This is a genomic window from Rhodococcus sp. NPDC059234, assembly GCF_042754225.1.
Taxonomy (GTDB): domain Bacteria; phylum Actinomycetota; class Actinomycetes; order Mycobacteriales; family Mycobacteriaceae; genus Rhodococcus_G.
In genome coordinates this window covers 1-15,551 of the sequence record NZ_JBHZAH010000117.1, presented here as the reverse complement: position 1 = coordinate 15,551, position 15,551 = coordinate 1, and the positions used below count along the sequence as shown (strand labels likewise).

Annotated in this window: 17 protein-coding genes; 5 read left to right on the top strand and 12 right to left on the bottom strand. The window is 68.2% G+C overall.

Annotated elements, in window-relative coordinates:
- Window positions 1–57: 57 nt before the first annotated feature.
- The 10 genes from ACFXGJ_RS20295 to ACFXGJ_RS20250 all read right to left on the bottom strand — a co-directional run bounded on the left by ACFXGJ_RS20295 (window position 58) and on the right by ACFXGJ_RS20250 (window position 9,505).
- On the bottom strand, window positions 58–1,773 hold the full coding sequence (locus ACFXGJ_RS20295; RefSeq protein ID WP_378623828.1) for an MFS transporter: 1,716 nt from the start codon (window positions 1,771–1,773) through the stop codon (window positions 58–60).
- 71 nt (window positions 1,774–1,844) lie between these two features.
- Window positions 1,845–2,303, bottom strand: a complete 459-nt coding sequence (locus tag ACFXGJ_RS20290) for a MarR family winged helix-turn-helix transcriptional regulator (protein WP_378623825.1) — start codon at window positions 2,301–2,303, stop codon at window positions 1,845–1,847.
- A 75-nt stretch (window positions 2,304–2,378) separates the two neighbouring features.
- On the bottom strand, window positions 2,379–2,816 hold the full coding sequence (locus ACFXGJ_RS20285; protein ID WP_378623822.1) for a MarR family winged helix-turn-helix transcriptional regulator: 438 nt from the start codon (window positions 2,814–2,816) through the stop codon (window positions 2,379–2,381).
- A 97-nt stretch (window positions 2,817–2,913) separates the two neighbouring features.
- Window positions 2,914–3,690 carry an SDR family oxidoreductase gene (locus tag ACFXGJ_RS20280; RefSeq protein WP_378623820.1) on the bottom strand — a complete coding sequence of 259 codons (777 nt, stop codon included), beginning with the start codon at window positions 3,688–3,690 and terminating at the stop codon, window positions 2,914–2,916.
- On the bottom strand, window positions 3,690–4,676 hold the full coding sequence (locus tag ACFXGJ_RS20275) for an NADPH:quinone oxidoreductase family protein (protein ID WP_378623817.1): 987 nt from the start codon (window positions 4,674–4,676) through the stop codon (window positions 3,690–3,692). The genes ACFXGJ_RS20280 and ACFXGJ_RS20275 overlap by 1 nt, the downstream gene beginning before the upstream one ends.
- Window positions 4,677–4,715: 39 nt before the next feature.
- A complete protein-coding gene (fabG, locus tag ACFXGJ_RS20270) occupies window positions 4,716–5,474 on the bottom strand; it encodes a 3-oxoacyl-ACP reductase FabG (RefSeq protein WP_378623814.1) in 759 nt (252 codons plus the stop codon).
- Window positions 5,475–5,503: 29 nt separating this feature from the next.
- Window positions 5,504–6,532 (bottom strand): phosphotransferase family protein, encoded by a 1,029-nt coding sequence (locus ACFXGJ_RS20265; RefSeq protein ID WP_378623830.1) that lies wholly within the window; start codon window positions 6,530–6,532, stop codon window positions 5,504–5,506.
- Window positions 6,533–6,548: 16 nt separating this feature from the next.
- Window positions 6,549–7,361 (bottom strand): SDR family oxidoreductase, encoded by an 813-nt coding sequence (locus ACFXGJ_RS20260; protein WP_378623812.1) that lies wholly within the window; start codon window positions 7,359–7,361, stop codon window positions 6,549–6,551.
- 2 nt (window positions 7,362–7,363) lie between these two features.
- Window positions 7,364–8,590 (bottom strand): acyl-CoA dehydrogenase family protein, encoded by a 1,227-nt coding sequence (locus ACFXGJ_RS20255; protein ID WP_378623809.1) that lies wholly within the window; start codon window positions 8,588–8,590, stop codon window positions 7,364–7,366.
- 96 nt (window positions 8,591–8,686) lie between these two features.
- Window positions 8,687–9,505: an SDR family oxidoreductase gene (locus ACFXGJ_RS20250; protein WP_378623806.1), complete on the bottom strand. Its 819-nt coding sequence runs from the start codon at window positions 9,503–9,505 to the stop codon at window positions 8,687–8,689.
- Between the two features lie 191 nt (window positions 9,506–9,696).
- Between ACFXGJ_RS20250 and ACFXGJ_RS20245 the strand changes: the two genes are divergently transcribed.
- Window positions 9,697–10,176 carry a MaoC family dehydratase gene (locus ACFXGJ_RS20245; protein WP_378623804.1) on the top strand — a complete coding sequence of 160 codons (480 nt, stop codon included), beginning with the start codon at window positions 9,697–9,699 and terminating at the stop codon, window positions 10,174–10,176.
- Between the two features lie 86 nt (window positions 10,177–10,262).
- On the opposite strand, the gene ACFXGJ_RS20240 is transcribed toward ACFXGJ_RS20245, so the two are convergent.
- On the bottom strand, window positions 10,263–10,550 hold the full coding sequence (locus tag ACFXGJ_RS20240; RefSeq protein WP_378623801.1) for a putative quinol monooxygenase: 288 nt from the start codon (window positions 10,548–10,550) through the stop codon (window positions 10,263–10,265).
- Between the two features lie 425 nt (window positions 10,551–10,975).
- Between ACFXGJ_RS20240 and ACFXGJ_RS20235 the strand changes: the two genes are divergently transcribed.
- On the top strand, window positions 10,976–12,115 hold the full coding sequence (locus tag ACFXGJ_RS20235) for a hypothetical protein (RefSeq protein WP_378623799.1): 1,140 nt from the start codon (window positions 10,976–10,978) through the stop codon (window positions 12,113–12,115).
- 68 nt (window positions 12,116–12,183) lie between these two features.
- On the opposite strand, the gene ACFXGJ_RS20230 is transcribed toward ACFXGJ_RS20235, so the two are convergent.
- The gene (locus ACFXGJ_RS20230) at window positions 12,184–12,876 is read right to left on the bottom strand and encodes a TetR/AcrR family transcriptional regulator (protein WP_378623796.1); all 693 of its coding nucleotides are present in this window, start codon (window positions 12,874–12,876) and stop codon (window positions 12,184–12,186) included.
- A 183-nt stretch (window positions 12,877–13,059) separates the two neighbouring features.
- Here ACFXGJ_RS20230 and ACFXGJ_RS20225 point away from each other — a divergent pair, with 183 nt between their 5' ends.
- From ACFXGJ_RS20225 to ACFXGJ_RS20215, 3 genes are all read left to right on the top strand, one after another.
- Window positions 13,060–13,860 carry a putative protein N(5)-glutamine methyltransferase gene (locus ACFXGJ_RS20225; RefSeq protein WP_378623794.1) on the top strand — a complete coding sequence of 267 codons (801 nt, stop codon included), beginning with the start codon at window positions 13,060–13,062 and terminating at the stop codon, window positions 13,858–13,860.
- A 230-nt stretch (window positions 13,861–14,090) separates the two neighbouring features.
- The gene (locus ACFXGJ_RS20220) at window positions 14,091–15,146 is read left to right on the top strand and encodes a M4 family metallopeptidase (protein WP_378623790.1); all 1,056 of its coding nucleotides are present in this window, start codon (window positions 14,091–14,093) and stop codon (window positions 15,144–15,146) included.
- A 25-nt stretch (window positions 15,147–15,171) separates the two neighbouring features.
- Window positions 15,172–15,486: a protealysin inhibitor emfourin gene (locus ACFXGJ_RS20215; protein ID WP_378623788.1), complete on the top strand. Its 315-nt coding sequence runs from the start codon at window positions 15,172–15,174 to the stop codon at window positions 15,484–15,486.
- Window positions 15,487–15,551: the final 65 nt, after the last annotated feature.

Sequence of the window (15,551 nt, the reverse complement as noted above, 5' to 3'; positions counted from 1 at the left end):
GAGACTGGACCCGGTTCGCACGGGGTCCGACGGGCATCTGTCCGCCTGCGTCGACCGTCACTCGGGCCGAGTGTGCCTGCCCGTCGACGTGGCGGCCGCGACCTGGTCCTCGATCTCGTCGACCTCCGCGATCAGTTCGCTGTCGACGACCGCGCCGGAGACCGAGGCCACCTCGGCAGCGCCCTGCGCCGCGCGCTCCGCGTCGAGTTGCTCCATGGCGCTCTTGTCCTTGAGCGCAACCTCCCGGATGAAGGCGATCGCGATCAGGCTGAGGGCGGCCAGGATGCCGGCGATCAGGAACACCCGGCCGGTCGCGTCGCCGTAGGCAGCGCGCACGATCGTGCCGATCTGCTCGGGCAGTTCCTTGAGATTCGACAGCCCCGCACCGGACCCGCCCGCCTTGCTCAGATCCACACCCGCGTTGGTCAGGCCCTCGGTGGTCAGCTCCGTGACGTGCGAGGACAGCACCGCACCCAGAACGGAGACGCCCGCTGCGCCACCGAGCGACCGGAAGAACGCGACTGTGGCGCTGGCCGACCCCAGGTCGGACGGTGCGACGTTGTTCTGCACGGGCAGCACCAGGTTCTGCATGGTCATGCCCATACCCGCACCGAGCACGAACAGGTAGACGCCGATGAGCACCATGCTGGTCGCGTGGTCGGTCGTCGAGAGCAGCAGGAATCCGGTGGCCATGCCGATCGCGCCGACGACCAGGAAGCGCTTCCACTTGCCGTACTTGGTGATCAGCGAGCCCGAGACCGTCGAGGAGATCATCGAGCCGAACACCATCGGCAGGGTCAGCAGGCCGGCAGCGGTCGGCGAGTAGCCGCGGGCGATCTGGAAGTACTGGCCGAGGAAGACCGCGCCACCGAACATCGCGACACCGACGGCGATGCTGGCGAGGGTGGCCAGTGTCATGGTGCGGTCGCGGAAGAGCCGCAGCGGCACCACCGGGTCCTTGGCCTTGGTCTCGGCGAAGATCGCCAGGCCGAGCAGCACGACGCCCGTCGCGACCAACTCGTAGGACGTGGCAGATCCCCACGCGAAGTTCTTGCCCGCCAACGTGACCCAGATGAGGATCACGCTCACCCCCGCCGCGATGAGGGTGGCTCCGACGTAGTCGACCTTCACGTCGCGCTTGACGACGGGCAGGTTCAGGGTGCGCCCGATGACGATCAGCGCGATCACGGCCAACGGCGCTCCCACGAAGAAGCACCACCGCCAGCCGAGCCAGCTGGTGTCGACGATGACGCCGCCGATGAGCGGGCCCGCGACGGTCGCGATGGACATGACCGCGGCCATCGGACCCTGGTAGCGGCCGCGTTCGCGGGGGCTGAACATCGCGGCGATGACGATGACGACCAGAGCCTGCAGGCCGCCGAGCCCGAGACCCTGCACCGCACGGAAGCCGATCAGCATGCCGACCGAGGTCGACAACCCCGCGAGCACCGAGCCGACGGTGAACACCAGCAGCGCGAGCTGAACCAGGATCTTCTTGTTCACCAGGTCGGCGAACTTGCCCCAGATGGGCGTGGTCGCGGTCGAGGCGAGCAGGGTCGCGGTGACCACCCAGGTGTACTGGTCCTGGGTGCCGTGCAGGTCAGTGATGATCGTGGGCAGCGCGTTGGAGACGATTGTCGACGACAGGAACGCGACGAACATGCCCAGCAACAGGCCGACGAGAGCCTCGATGCGCTGCTTGTGCGTCATCGGGCCGGGGCCCTCCGACGCGGTGGTATCGGGCGGAGTGTCCTGGGACACGGCTGAACTCATGTGGTGGTACTCCTCGAAAACGAATACCGGCAGCGGTGTGGACTCGGCCGGTGACGGTGCGACGCCGCGGATCAGCGCGACGCGGCGACGGGGGCGGATTCGGTGTCGAGCGCGGCATGAAGGCGGTCGAGTCGGCCGACGAGGTCGGCCACCTCCTCCTCGCTCCAGTCGGCGATAGCCGTGCGCAAGCGGTCGAGTTGGGCCTCGCGATGGATTCGCAGCGCCTCGGCCCCGGACTCGGTGAGCGAGAGCAGGGTCGCCCGCCCGTCGACCGGGTCGGGCATGCGCTGGACGTAGCCGAGCGACTCGGCGTGGGAGACCTGGCGGCTGAGCGCGGACTGCGTGACCCGCAGCTCCTCCGCCAGCGCGCTGGGCCGATGCCCCTGCGAGCACTCGACGTGCCCGAGCAGCGCGCCGAGCGGCGGCGGCAACATGCCCAGATGCTGCGACCGCGCGGACACACGGCGAGACTGTCGAACCAGTCCCCGCAGGGTGTCGATCAGATTCGCCGCGGTTTCCGGACTGACCATCTCACCTCCATTAGTTGATATCTGCAACCATAACCCAATTGGTTGCATGCAGCAACTATCGATGTGGGGGTGTTGTCAGCGCTCGAGGGAGGTCCCCAGCCGGCGCAGGAGCGAGATCAGGGTCCGCAGGTCGGCGGGGTCCCACTGGGACAGGTCCCGGCGCCAGGCCGCGACCGCCTCCGCCCGCTGGGCGCTCAACAGGTTCCGCCCCTCCTCGGTCAACGCCACCAGCCGGGCGCGGGCATCCTCCGGGTCCGGGATGCGCAGGGCGAGACCGAGCCGGGTCAGCGCGTCGATCTGTCTGGTCAGCGTGGACTTCTCGACGACGAGTTCGGCGAGCAGCGTGGACATGGGTACGGCCGTTTCCTGTCGCGTCAGCAGCATCAGGAGGGGATAGCAGGCGGGGTCGAGCTTGGGATGGATATGGTGTGCGCGCTCACGGGTGCGGATCGTGCCGCGCCGCCACATGTCCACCAACTCGGCCTCGAGGTCGGCAATCGGATCGGGTGTCACTGCGCGCAATCCCTTCGCTCGGCGTGCGCGAGTCATCAAACCAGGTCGCCGCACGACGGTCGTCACGGCGGGCGTTCCCGCCCGCCGTGACGAGGACTCAGCGAGCGCCGCTGATCCCCCCGTCCACCGGGATCACGGTGCCGGTGAGGTACGCACCCGCACGCGAGGACAGGAAGATCGCGGCGCCGACGATGTCCTCGGCCCGTCCGACGCGGCCGAGCGGGACGTTGGCCTCCATCGCACTGCGCAGGTCGGGATCGTCGAGCACGAACGCCGTCATCTTGGTCGGGAACGGTCCCGGCGCAATGGCATTGACCGTGATGTGCTCCCGGGCCAGGGTGGCCGCGACCTTGCGGGTGAGCATGTGCACCGCGGCCTTGCTGGCACCGTACGAGTAGTTCTCGCTCCCGGACACGACCAGCCCGTCGATCGACCCGATGTTGACCACCCGGGCCGGGTCCTCGGCCGAGGCCGCGGCCCGCAACCGCGGCAACAGCTTCTGGGTCAGCGCGAACACCGCCTTGACGTTCACGTCGAAGATCTTGTCGAAGCCCGATGCCGGAAACTCGTCGATGGGCGCGCCCCACGTGGCGCCGGCGTTGTTGACGAGGACGTCCAGCGTCGGCGTGAACTCGGCGACCCGCTCCGCCAGGCTCGTGACACCCTCGTCGGTGGACAGGTCCGCGGGCATGGCGATGCAGGTGCCGAGCGCCGAGAGCTCCTCCGCCGCAATCGCACACGCGTCGGCCTTCCGGGACGAGATGATCACGGTGGCGCCCGCCTCGACGAAACCACGCGCGATCATCAGGCCGATGCCACGCGAGCCGCCGGTGACCACAACCGTCTTGCCCGCGACGTCGAACAGTCCCGCCATCATGCGATCCCGAACACGACGCGACCGACGGTGCTGCCGTCGCCGAGCCGGCCCACACCGTCGGCGACGTCACCGAGCCCGAGCCGCTCACCGATCAGCGGCTTGATCGCGCCCTCCGCGGCGAGCCGGGTCAGCTCGGCGTGGCAGTCGTCGATGGCCTGCTGGTTGTAGGCCTTGTACAGACCCCAGTGCAGCCCGATGATCGAGTAGTTCTTGATCAGCGCGTGATTGAGCGCCGGCTGCGGAATCGTGCCGCCCGCGAACCCGATGACGACGATCCGTCCCTCGAACGCGATGCACTTGGTGGATCCGGCGTAGGCGTCCCCGCCGACCGGGTCGAACACCACGTCGGCGCCCCTGCCGCCGGTGAACTCCTTGACCACGGGCACGAAATCCTCGGCGCGGCGGTCGATCACCAGGTCCGCACCCAGCGCACGGGCGTACTCCGCCTTCTCCGGACCACCGACCACACCGATCACGGTGGCGCCCGCCGCCTTGCCCAGCTGCACGGCCGCACTGCCCACCCCACCTGCGGCGGCGTGCACCAGCAGCACCTCACCCGGCCGGATCTGAGTGCGGCGGTGCAGCGCGAACCAGGCCGTCTGGTAGCCGATGCTCAGCGCCGAGGCCTCCGCGTCGTCGAGTGCCTCGGGCGCGGGAAAGGCATTGGCCTCCTCCAGCACCGCGTACTCGGCGAATCCACCTCCGGGCAGGCTCGGATTGCCGATCACCCGGTCGCCGACGGTGAAGGCGGTCACGGCCTCGCCGACGGCCACGACCTCGCCGCACAGCTCGACACCGGGAGTGAACGGCAGCGGCGGCTTGATCTGGTACTCGCCGCGGCACAGCAGCACGTCCGGGAAGTTCGCGGGCGCCGCGAGGACCCTGACCAGCAGCTGCCCCCGGGACACGGTCGGATCGTCGACGTCCTCGAGCTTCAGGACGTCACGCGGTTCGCCGAGTTCGTTGACGCGCCATGCCTTCATTCTTTTCTCCTGACGAGTGTGGACGGGGTGCGGAGGGACTCAGTCCCGAGGTCCGCCGGCAACGTAGACGACCTGGCCGGAGACGAATCCGGCCCCGTCGCTGACCAGGAACGACGCGGTGTGCGCGATGTCCTCGGGCTGACCGACCCGGTTCACCGGGATCTCGGCCGCCGCCATCTTCTTGAAGTCCTCGAAGTCGGCGCCCATTCGCGCGGCGGTCGCGGCGGTCATCTCGGTCTCGATGAAGCCGGGGGCGATGGCGTTGGCGGTGACTCCGAACTTGCCGAGTTCGAACGCGAGCGTCTTGGTGAAGCCCTGCATGCCCGCCTTGGCGGCCGCGTAGTTCGCCTGGCCACGGTTGCCGAGCGCGGAGACGCTCGACAGGTTGACCACGCGCCCGAACTTGGCCTCCACCATGTGCTTCTGCACGGCGCGGGTCATCAGGAACGCTCCCCGCAGGTGCACGTTCATCACCGAGTCCCAGTCCAGGGCGGTCATCTTGAACAGCAGGTTGTCGCGGGTGATGCCGGCGTTGTTCACCAGGACGGTGGGCGCCCCTAGCTCGGCGGCGACCCTGTCCACCGCGGCGGCGACCGACTCCTCGTCGGCGACATTCGCACCGACCGCCAGCGCGCGGCCGCCCGCCGCGGTGACGGCGTCGACCGTTGCCGCGCAGGCGGACTCGTCGAGATCGAGCACCGCCACCGCCAGTCCGTCGGCGGCGAGCCGCTTCGCGACGGCCGCGCCGATGCCATGGGCACCCCCGGTGACGATCGCGGTCCTGCGTTCCTGGTTCATGCGTCCTCCAAGTGGTCGAGGGTGAATTGTCAGATGCCCGCGCCGGCGGCGATCTCGCGGGCCTTGTGCACCAGCGCGTCGATCCGCTCGACCGTGGGCGTGCCCGCGGCGGCCTTGTTCCCAGGGTTGTCCGTAGCCCGGCGCATCACGCCTTCGGCGATGACCGCGACCTTCCACAGCCCCAGGACGTGCCAGAACCTCAACGCCGCCGGATCGCGTCCGGTCTCGTCGAGGTAGATCTGCGCCATCTCGGCGCGGTCCGGGAACCCGTCGAGGGCGGAGGCCGGAAAGTCTCCCCCGGTGTCCTCGCCCGACTCCGACCAGTACGCGAGCACGGATCCCATGTCGGCCAGCGGATCTCCGAGCGTGGACAGCTCCCAGTCGAGGGCGCCGACGACCTCCCCGGTGTCCCGGGAGGCGATGACGTTGCGCAGGTGGAAGTCACCGTGCACGAGCGACAGTTCGGTCTGCTCGGGCACCGCGGCAGCCAACCGTCGGGTCAGGTCGTCGAGGGCGGGCAGGTCCCGGGTCTTCGACTGCTCCCACTGGCCGGCCCACCGTTTGAGCTGACGTTGCGCGTACGGCTTGTGGCTGGCCAGGTCCGAGAGCCCCACCCGGTCCAGGTCGACCGCGTGGATCTTCGCGAGCGTCTTCGGCAGCGACACCGCGATCTCCCGGCGTCGCTGCGGGGTCAGCGATTCGGCGATCTCCATGGTGTCCACGACCTGGCCGTCGATGAACTCCATCAGCACCAACGGCACCTCGGAGATCTCGGGATCCTGCGCTACCCCGAAGATCCGGGGCGCGGGCACGTCGGTGTGTTCGAGCGCGGACATGATCCGCGCCTCGCGGACCACGTCGTGAGCAGAGGCCAGCAGATGCCCGAGCGGAGGCCGTCGCAACACCCACCGGCGACCCGCTTCGTCCCGCACGAGGTAGGTGAGATTGGACTGGCCGAGGCCGATCCGGTCGAAGCTCAACTGCCCGGCGACCTCGACCCCGAGCGTCCCGAGCCACCGCGCCACGGAGTCCGGATCGATCCCGACCACGTCCTGCATTGCGTTCGCCTGGATGTCAGACACCGACGCCGGCCCCCGTCCGGTAGGCGGTGGCGTCACCGAGCCGTTGCCCGCCGTCGATCACCATCGTCTCGCCGGTCACCCAGCCGGCCGCATCCGAGGCCAGGAACACGATCGCGGCCGCGACGTCGTCGGGCTCGCCGATCCGGTCGAGCGCGGTCGACGCGGCGACGCGTTCCTCGTGGTCCTTCCACAGCGCCTCGGCAAGCTTGGTGCGCACCACGCCGGGCGCCACGGCATTGACCCGAACCTTCGGCGAAAGCTCCAGTGCCAGTTGCTTGGTCACGTAGATGAGGGCGGCCTTGGAGGCGTTGTACATGCCGATGCCCGCCTCGTGCCCGAGCCCACCGATCGAGGCTGTGTTGACCACCGAGCCACCGTGCTCACCCATCCACGCCTCCGTGGCGAGCGCGGTCCACATCAGCGGCGCCCACAGGTTGACGTCGAAGGTCTTGGCGAATCGTCCGTGATCCTGGTCGATCAGCGGACCGAACGCCGGGTTGGTGCCGGCGTTGTTGATCAGGATGTCGACACTGCCGTAGGTCTCCAGGGTCCGGTCGATGCACCGTCGCGCCTGATCCTCCTCAACGGCGTGTGCGCCGACCCCGATTGCGTTGCCGGCAATCTGGGCGGCGGCCGCGTCGGCGGCCTCCTGCTTGCGCGAGGTGAGCACGACGTTCGCCCCCGCGTCGGCCAGCGCCTGCGCGGTGGCCAGTCCGATGCCGCGGGAGGCGCCGGTGACGATCGCGGTCTTGCCGCTCAGGTCGGGGACTGCTCGGGAACTCGGCGGGGTTGAAGCGGTGGTCATGCTCAGAGGCCTTCCGGTCGCAGGTCGCGGTACTGGCGCAGCTCGCGACGCGCGATGGCCCGCTTGTGCACCTCGTCCGGGCCGTCGGCGAGTCGCAGGGTACGCAGGTGGGCGTACGCCATGGCGAGCGGGAAGTCGTCGGAGACGCCGGCACCGCCGTGCACCTGGATGGCGCGGTCGACGATCTTCAGCGCGATGGCCGGGGCAGCGACCTTGATCGCCGCGATCTCGGTCTGCGCCTCCTTGTTGCCGACCGTGTCCATGAGGTACGCGGCCTTGAGGGTCAGCAGCCGAATCATCTCGATGTCGATACGCGCCTCGGCAATCCAGTCCTGGATGTTGGCGTTGTCGGCGATCGGCTTGCCGAAGGTGACCCGCGACTGCGCGCGCCGGCACATCAGTTCCAGCGCCCGCTCGGCCATGCCGATCGCCCGCATGCAGTGGTGGATGCGGCCCGGACCGAGGCGGGCCTGGCTGATCGCGAAGCCCTCGCCCTCACCCTTGAGCACGTCCTTCGCCGGGACGCGGACATCCGTGAAGTCGATCTCCGCGTGCCCCTCGCGGTCCTGGTAGCCGAACACGGGCAGCCCGCGCATGACGGTCACGCCGGGAGCGTCGATCGGGACGACCATCATCGACTGCTGCCGGTGTGGGGCGGCGGCGGGATCCGTCTTGCCCATGACGATCATGACCTTGCAGTTCTGGTGCAAGGCGTTGGAGGCGAACCACTTCCGGCCGTTCAGGACGTAGTCGTCGCCGTCCTTGACCATCGACAGCTCGACATTGGTCGCATCCGAACTCGCGACCTGAGGCTCGGTCATCGCGAACGCCGAGGCCATCGTGCCGTCGAGCAGCGGCTTCAGGTACCGCTCCTTGTGCTCCTCGGTGCCGAAGAGCTCGAGGACCTCCATGTTGCCGGTGTCGGGGGCGTTGCAGTTGCAGGCCTCGGAGGCGATGTGGCTGCGGCCCATGATCTCCGCGAGCGGCGCGTACTCGAGGTTGGTCAGTCCGGCGCCGGTGCCGGGGTGCGGATGGAAGAGATTCCACAGTCCCCGCTTCTTCGCTTCGGCCTTGAGCTCCTCGAGGATCGGCGGCTGGAAGTGCGGGTTGCCGGACGCACGCATCTGCTCTTCGTAGACGGCCTCGGCCGGGTAGACGTGCGAGTCCATGAAGTCGAGCAACTGCTTCTGGAGCTGCTGCGCGCGGTCCGAGATGTCAAACAGTGACATGAGAACTCCTGGCGGGTAGAGACGGATTGTTCGTGGGACGGCGGTCGAGCCGGTCCCGGACGCCCGCTGTGGGCATCAACGGCGCGATGTCACCCATCAGCCTTGATCCAGCAGCGCGGCCTGGTAGCGCCGCATGCCGCGCAGCCAGCGGTCGTAGTCGGATCCCTTCTGGCGGTACATCTCGAGCACTGCCGCGTGCGGGAGGATCAGGAACCGCTCCTCGTCGATCGCGGCGAGCACGTCGGCGGCGACCTGGGCCGGCTCGAGCACGTCCCCCGCGGCGGTGACGGCCCTGGTGGCGGCCACACCGAGTGCGTCGCCGGACTCCTCACCGGCGTAGAGGAGCTTGGTGTTCACGCCCATCGGGCACAGGCAGCTGACCCGGATTCCGCGGTCGCCGTAGGTGACGTCGAGCCACTCGGCGAAGCCGACGGCCGCGTGCTTGGTGACGGAGTAGGTGGCCGAACCGATCTGGGTCAGCAGGCCCGCCGCCGAGGCGGTGCTGACGAAGTAGCCCTCGCCGCGCTCGACCCAACCCGGCACCAGCAGTTGCGCGGCCCGGATGTGCGCGCGCAGGTTCACGTCGAGCGAGAGCTCCCAGGCGGCGTCGTCGGCCTCGAGCCCCGGATCGCCCGTGATGCCCGCGTTCGCGAAGTACATGTCCACCGGTCCGAAGTTCTTCTCCGCCAGCGCGATCAGGCCGCGGATCAGCTCTGCGTCGGACACGTCTCCGCCCGCCGCGACGGCGGCACCCGGATTCTCGGCGTTGACCTTGTCCACGACCGCCTGCGCGGCGGCGGCATCGAGGTCCGCGACGACAACTCGGGCCCCGTCGGCGGCCAGTGCGTGCGCCAGTGCGCCGCCGATCCCTCCCCCGCCGCCGGTGACGATGGCGACCTTGCCTGCAACCCTCACTCGAAATGCACCTCTTCCATGTCGACGCCGCCCCAGGCTTCGGATCGCACGCGGCACCCCCACCTGTCGGACGTGATCCAGGTCTCTCCTCACTGTATAGTTGAATCCGGCGTCATATTCAACCTCCGCGCGGTGCACATCCGAGCGCATCCAACGCCGCTGTCGTTGACCTGCGAGATTCAGGGAGAACCATGATCGACACCACCGCGCTGCCCGTCCGCCCCAGCACCGAAGCCGAGCTCACCGAACTGATCGGCGTCGAACTCGGTCCGACCGAGTGGTACGAGATGACCCAGGACCGGGTCGACGCGTTCGCCGACGCCACCGACGACCACCAGTGGATCCATGTGGACGTCGACAGGGCGGCGGCGAGTCCCCTGGGCGGCACCATCGCGCACGGTCTCTTCAGCCTCTCGCTGGGGCCGTCGCTGTCCTCGCAGCTGGTCTCCTTCGAGGGCTTCGCCCACGGGCTCAACTACGGCTACAACAAGGTCCGCTTCCCCGCGCCGGTTCCGGTCGGCTCGCGCGTTCGCATGCGCGTCACCGTCGTCGCCGCCGAGCAGGTCGCCGGCGGCGTCCAGGTCACGACGACCCAGGTGGTCGAGCTCGAGGGTTCCGACAAGCCGGTTCTGGTGGCCGAGTCGCTCGCACGGGTCGTCGCGGCATCCTGACCACGCTCCTCGACGCGAGCTGAGCCCTCGAACGCGCGAAGGGCGCCGACCGAAGCCGACGCCCTTCGCGCGGGTGCTGCCCAGACTCAGATCGCGTCCAGGTACTCGATCTGCGGTTCGGCAGCGAGCAGCGGACCCATCTTCGCGAACGCGGCCTTGAAGTACTCGGTGCCCGCGTGCGCCTTGGCGGCGTCGCCGTCGCGGTAGAGCTCCATGAACTTGTAGACGTTCGGGTCCGACTTGGATCGGGTCAACTGGTAGAACTGGGTGCCTTCCTCGTTGGCGCGCACCTGCGCGACGAGGTCCGCGGCAACCGCCTCGAACTCCGGGCCGCTTCCGTCCTTGACGGTCATGACGGCGATGATCGCGAGCATCTGATTCTCCTTGCGGTGGACGGGCCGTGAGCGGTCCACGACCGATGGTCAGTGTGCACGCTACGGCCGGCCGTAGAAGCCGAGCCGGGCTGCCCGGTCCAGGTTTCTGCTGCAGGTCGTCGATCGCGACCGCCCGTTCCGGGGTGACCCCGAGCCGCTCACAGGCGATCCGGCAGGGCTTTAGCGCCGGATTACCTTGGACACCAACGCAATCGGAACGCCCGCCGCGCGCAGCCCGCCTAGGCCGTGTTGCTGAAGTTGAAGCAACGCTCGACGACGTTGCGGCCCTTGCAGCGTTCCTGCTGCGCGTCGCCGAAGTCGATCGGGCGGCTCCTCACCGAACTTCTTGCAGAGACGTCGAATCAGGCTTGGCAACACGGCCTAGCTCGAGGCTCCCCAGAACCTCACCATGGGATGCTCGGGTGATGGATTTCGAGAGCGAGAACAGTGCCGCGGCCGACGGTCGCCGGTTCCGCTGGCCTGGCTCCCCTCTGGTTGACGCGGTCGAGATCGACGCCGAATACGGTGACCTGTTGGTCCTCGACGCCGACGGGGTCCTCTCAGGACTGAACCTGGACACCGGCGAGGCGACCCGGTTGGCCAGTATCGGACAACCCCTGCTCGCAGGAGACCGGTGGCGACTCCACATTGACACCGATGAACGGTTCGCCGCTGCGGTAGAGGATTTCGGAACGGCGGGCGTTGTCGTGGATCTGTCGACAGGTGGCACGGTGATGCGACTTGACGCAGGCGACTACTGCGTCGAAACGGTGCCGGCATCGGTCGTCTTCGTCCAGCACCCCTCGCATGGCACTGTCCTGGTCCATCGCACTGACTGGAACCGGATCGATGCGACAGCATTGCCGTCGGGCCAGTGTCTGACTGCTCGCCAGTCGGAAGATCCTGCCGAGGCCGACGAGTCGTCGCATTACCTTGACTACTTCTATGGCGCGATCCACGCCAGTCCCCAGGGGCGGTGGCTTCTCTGTGACGGGTGGGTATGGCAACCGGCAGCCGCCCAGTACCTGATTGACGTGGCCGCCTGGCTGGACGGCGCGGTGTACCAGCCGGAAGATGACTACCTGGAGAACGGCCTCGCCGCCGTCATAGGGTTCGGGGACGAGTGGACGTTGCCGTGCGTGTGGCTTGACGCCTCGCACGTAGCGCTGTGGTGCAGGCGAATGCCGCTCCCGGTCGACGACGAGCGGTTTGCCAAGCATCCGTTGGATCCAGTCATCGCCCAAAACGAAGGTGCAGTCTTCATCCTCGATGTGGACGCACCGCGTCAGGCGAACACAGCCTCACCTGGCCTGACAGCTCTTCGAGTCCCTGCCACCGGCCGCCCGGAGGGGTTCGACTGGCCAGTTGGGCGGCTCTTCCGATGCGGTGATCTGCTCGCTGTCTACGATGGCACCGCGACGAGCTTGTGGGACTGGCGCACCGCACAACCAGTGGTGACCATTCACGATGTACAGCCTCATCTCTTACACCAGCATCGGTCATCCCTGATTGAACTTCACACTGATGGCGTGACAGAAACGCTCTTGCCCCCGATCGGCCGGTAGATCGGCACCATAGAGACGTCGAATCAGATTTGGCAACACGGCCCAGCTGGGCGATGGCCTCGTCCGCTCTACCTCGGCGAGGCGGGAATGCGCAGCGCGTTGACCCACAGCCGAGTGGCGGTGTCGATCAGTTCGTCCAGCTCGCCGCGGTCGTCGCCGAGGGCCTCGCGCTCGACGAAGTAGCCGAAGCCGAGCCGGCTGATCATGCCGGACAGCGCACGAGCGGCGAGCAGTGGATCGAGTTCGGCGTCCGCGAGCCCTCGCCGTTGCAGGTTCTCGATGCTGCGGGCGTTGCGCCGAATGAACGCGTCGCCGCGCTCCTGCCTGAGCACCCGGAACTCCGGGTCGATGTTGGCGACCTGCTCGAGCAGGCCCATGAGCTTCGCGTTGCGCTTGTACGCCTCGAAGTAGGCCCGGTTGCTCGCCGCGATGATCGCGGCCGGGTCGTCCTCCGCCGCCACATGCGGCATGCCGGGGTGCATCATGTCCTCCTGCGCGAGCTCGAGGACCGCAGCGAAGATCTCCTCCTTGCTCGCGAAGTAGGTGTAGAAGGTTCCCGCGGAGCACTTGGCCGCCTTGGTGATGTCGATCAGCCGGGTGTCGAGGTAGCCCGACTTCTCGAACACCCTGCGGGCGGCGGCGATCAGGGCCGACCGCGTGCGCAATCCACGCTCGGTGGCGGGAAGCTCACGCAGCAACGAGGAGCGGGCCATCGATGGTGGCAAGTCCTCGCGGTCGTCGTCGGGAGCGGAGCGTGACATGGATGTATTTATACGTCACCTGGTGTAGCGTGCGTTCGCATCCGTGCGCGCCGGCGCACCACGACCACAGGAGGTGAGACCCATCAACGCTCCGTCAGCACGGGTTCTCTCCCCCGCAGCGGTTCGCCCGGTATAGGACACCCGCGAGAGAGCGCCCATTCGGCAGTCCCGAAAGGCCCTTTCATGTCAGATTCCCCGTCACCGTTCGATCACTCCGCCGTCGTCGGCACCCTCCGAGCGGCCGGTTGCGTCTTCGCGGAGGACGAGGCGCGCCTGCTCCTGACCGCCGCACGCTCCCCCGCCGACCTCGCGGCCATGCTCGAGCGCCGCGTTGCCGGAGTACCGCTCGAGCAGGTGCTCGGCTGGGTCCAGTTCTGCGGCCTTCGCATCACGGTCGAACCCGGAGTCTTCGTGCCGCGCAGGCGAACCGAGTTCCTCGCCGAATGCGCCGCCACCCTCGCGCGGTCGAACGCCACCGACGGTCGGTCTCCTGTGGTCGTCGACCTCTGCTGCGGCTCGGGCGCCGTCGGCGCCGCCCTTGCCGCGACACTCGATCGAATCACCCTGTACTCCAGCGACATCGACCCCGCGGCCGTCGCCTGCGCGCGGCGCAACCTCCCGGGCAGTCCGGTCTGCGAGGGCGATCTCTACGACCCGCTGCCGGACACCTTGCGGGGTCACGTGGACGTGCTCGTCGTCAATGCCCCCTACGTCCCGACCGACTGCATCGAACTGATGCCGCCGGAGGCCCGACTGCACGAGTCGCGGGCCGCGCTCGACGGCGGGTCCGACGGCACGGTCGTCCAGCGGCGCGTCGCGGCGGGAGCGCCCGCCTGGTTGGCCCCGGACGGGTACCTGCTGATCGAAACCAGCGAGACGCAGGCCGCGCTGACCGTGGCGGCGATTGCCGACGTCGGGATGGTGCCGCGGGTTTCACGTCGCGACGACCTCGGTGCGACGGTCGTGATCGCGGCGATGCAGTAGTCGATGTGATCGAGGGCCAGGTGACGCAACGCCGGACACGCGGCTTCGCACAGCCGATGCCCCCGGGGATCGAGTAGTCGACTACGCGTGTCCGTGCGAGAACGCGCTCCTACGCTGGCGTTGTCCCACACAGCCCCGGGCCGTCGACGGTGATCGATCCCGGACTCGGAATCGAGTACCCGTCGCGCAGCCCTCGATCAGCAGAAGAATCTCGAAGTCAGGACACTGTGATGTTCACGAACACGCGATCGCTCGCCTGCATTCTGCCCCCCGATCTGCTACTCACGCTGGCACGGGAAATGACACCCGAACAGCGGCTGACTGCCCTCCGCACCTTGGACGTGGATCAGAGCTTCCGTCTGGCCCGCGCGGAAGTGGCCGGCAGGCAGGGTACTCAACCTGGGCTGACCCTCGCCGCACCCGCGGGGGGAGCCCCGCAACGCGCGATCTACGACCAACACCACTCGACGGCAACAACATTGGGGACCCTGATGCGCGGCGAAGGCCAGCCTCCCGTCGCAGATGTCTCCGCCAATCAGGCGTACGACAACTTCGGCGCGACGTACAAGTTGTACTGGGAAGTGTTCCACCGCGACTCGATCGACGGCCAGGGAATGCCGATCGCCGGACTCGTCCACTTCGGCTCCCACTACGACAACGCCTTCTGGGACGGCCGGAGCCACATGTACTTCGGCGACGGGGACGACCAGCTGCTGACCGACACCACAAAGGGTCTCGACGTGATCGGACACGAACTGACCCACGGCGTCACCCAGTACGAAGTGAATCTGATCTACTCGGGACAATCGGGCGCGCTGAACGAGTCGATCTCGGATGTATTCGGCTCCCTCGTCAAGCAGTACCACCTGTCCCAGACGGCCGATCAGGCCGACTGGTTGATCGGCTCCGACATCGTCGGGCCTGCGCTGGCTCCCGCACTTCGCTCGATGAAGGCGCCCGGCTCGGCCAACCCACACGACAACCAGCCCGCGGTCATGACCGACTACGTCCAGACCGCCTCGGACAACGGCGGCGTCCACACCAATTCCGGCATACCGAACCACGCCTTCTACGTCGTGGCGACCACGCTTGGCGGGCAGGCATGGAAGTCAGCCGGGTCGATCTGGTACGACGCCCTGGCCGACCCCGGCCTCAAACCCAATGCGACCTTCGCCGCCTTCGCCAAGATCACCCTGAAGCAGGCCCGCGTCCGCTACGGGGCGACGAGCGCCGAGGTGACGGCCGTCAGGGCAGGGTGGGATGCCGTGAAGGTTCCCGTGCACTGACGGGTCTGCGGACTACGCTGAAACGATGTCGAATCCACCTGTGCGCGTCGAGTACCGCCGCAGCGGCGGCCTCGCCGGCATCGACATGACGGCCAGCGTCGATGTGCAGGACCTCCCCCTCGACCAGCAGCAACGCGTCACCGCACTCATGACCGACCCCGACGGCGACACTTCCTCCGCAGGCGTCGGCGGGGTACCCGATCGGTTCAGCTACGAACTGGCCGTCAGCGACGGCGACCGGACGTGGACTCATCACTGGACGGAATCGCAGGTCCCCGAGGCCGTCAGGCCCCTGCTGGCCGCGTTGGGCGATCGCGCGCATCCTGCGCCGCCCCGCTGACAGCCACCGGACCTGCCGGGCGTCGACATCTCGCCCTCGGCCACGGACGCCGACAGGCCCCGGTC